The 953-nt window shown below is 55.8% G+C and carries 1 protein-coding gene and 2 pseudogenes; 1 reads left to right on the forward strand and 2 read right to left on the reverse strand.

The window, feature by feature from the left end:
- Positions 1 to 131 (reverse strand): annotated as a pseudogene (locus BK660_RS33370) (RNA polymerase sigma factor); the annotation flags it as partial.
- A gap of 21 nt (positions 132 to 152) precedes the next feature.
- Complete coding sequence (locus BK660_RS31570; RefSeq protein ID WP_123436456.1) at positions 153 to 686, reverse strand: tetratricopeptide repeat protein; 534 nt, start codon at positions 684 to 686, stop codon at positions 153 to 155.
- A 159-nt stretch (positions 687 to 845) separates the two neighbouring features.
- Here BK660_RS31570 and BK660_RS33375 point away from each other — a divergent pair.
- Positions 846 to 953 (forward strand): annotated as a pseudogene (locus tag BK660_RS33375) (class I SAM-dependent methyltransferase); the annotation flags it as partial.

Raw genomic sequence — 953 nt, forward strand, 5'->3', positions numbered from 1 at the left:
AGCGCCCGCACACACGTGGCCTGCACCAGATCCTCAGCCAAATGCCGATTGCGCGACAGCAGCAAACCGTAACGCCACAAGCGCGCCAGATGCTGTCCGAGTTCTGCTCTGAATGCCTGATCGTTGACGATGATGGCGGCCCTTATAAGTGCTCAGGTTTTCGATGAATCGTTGATGGCTTCGGCCAGATCCTGGTATTCCTCGCAGGACATACCGCAAATCGATTTGATCTGCTGCAACTGTTCCTGCGCCAGATCGACGCGGCCTTTGATCACATAGGCTTCGCCGAGATATTCGCGCACTTGCGCATACTGCGGATCAAGCTTCAGCGATTGCAGGTAATAACCGATGCCCTCGTCGGTGCGCCCCAGTTTGCGCGTGGCGTATCCGCGATAGTTGAGCGCCTTGGCGGTGTTCGGTTGCGTCAGTGTATCGAGCAGTGCCAAAGCTTCTTCATAGCGACCGGCCTTGGCGAGGCGATAGGCATAATCGGTACGGTCAGCATCCGAAAGCGCTTTGCTGACTTGCATCACACACTTCTGCGTTTTGCTGTCCCAGACCTGACCTTTCGGGCATTCCGGTTTCTGCACCGGTGCTTCTTCATCACCATTGGCCAAGGCCAACTGGCTGGACATCGCCGCGACCAGCAGCAACGGGGCGGCGAACATAACGGAACGGATAGTCATGGGCAAGGCTCCACAGGGGCTTATGTTTCACTTTGAACACAACAGGGTGAATTTTTATTCATTGCTTTATCAGTGACTGTTCAAGTTCAGCGTAAATTCAAGCGCTATGCTCGTCAGCGTCTGCCGTCGATCCGATGTTTTGCCGTAAGGAGCGTTGCCATGACCGACCACGTCCATCACTCAGCCGCTGCCGGCTACAAAACCGCCGCCGACACCTACGTCAAAGGACGGCCGGACTATCCGCTGCAGGTCAGTGAGTGGTTGACC

The organism is Pseudomonas brassicacearum, from assembly GCF_003732265.1.
Classification (GTDB): Bacteria; Pseudomonadota; Gammaproteobacteria; order Pseudomonadales; family Pseudomonadaceae; genus Aquipseudomonas; species Aquipseudomonas brassicacearum_D.

Coding starts and splice junctions, on each gene's coding strand:
- BK660_RS31570 (WP_123436456.1), bottom strand. CDS start 686: ATGACTATCCGTTCCGTTATGTTCGCCGCCCCGTTGCTGCTGGTCGCG.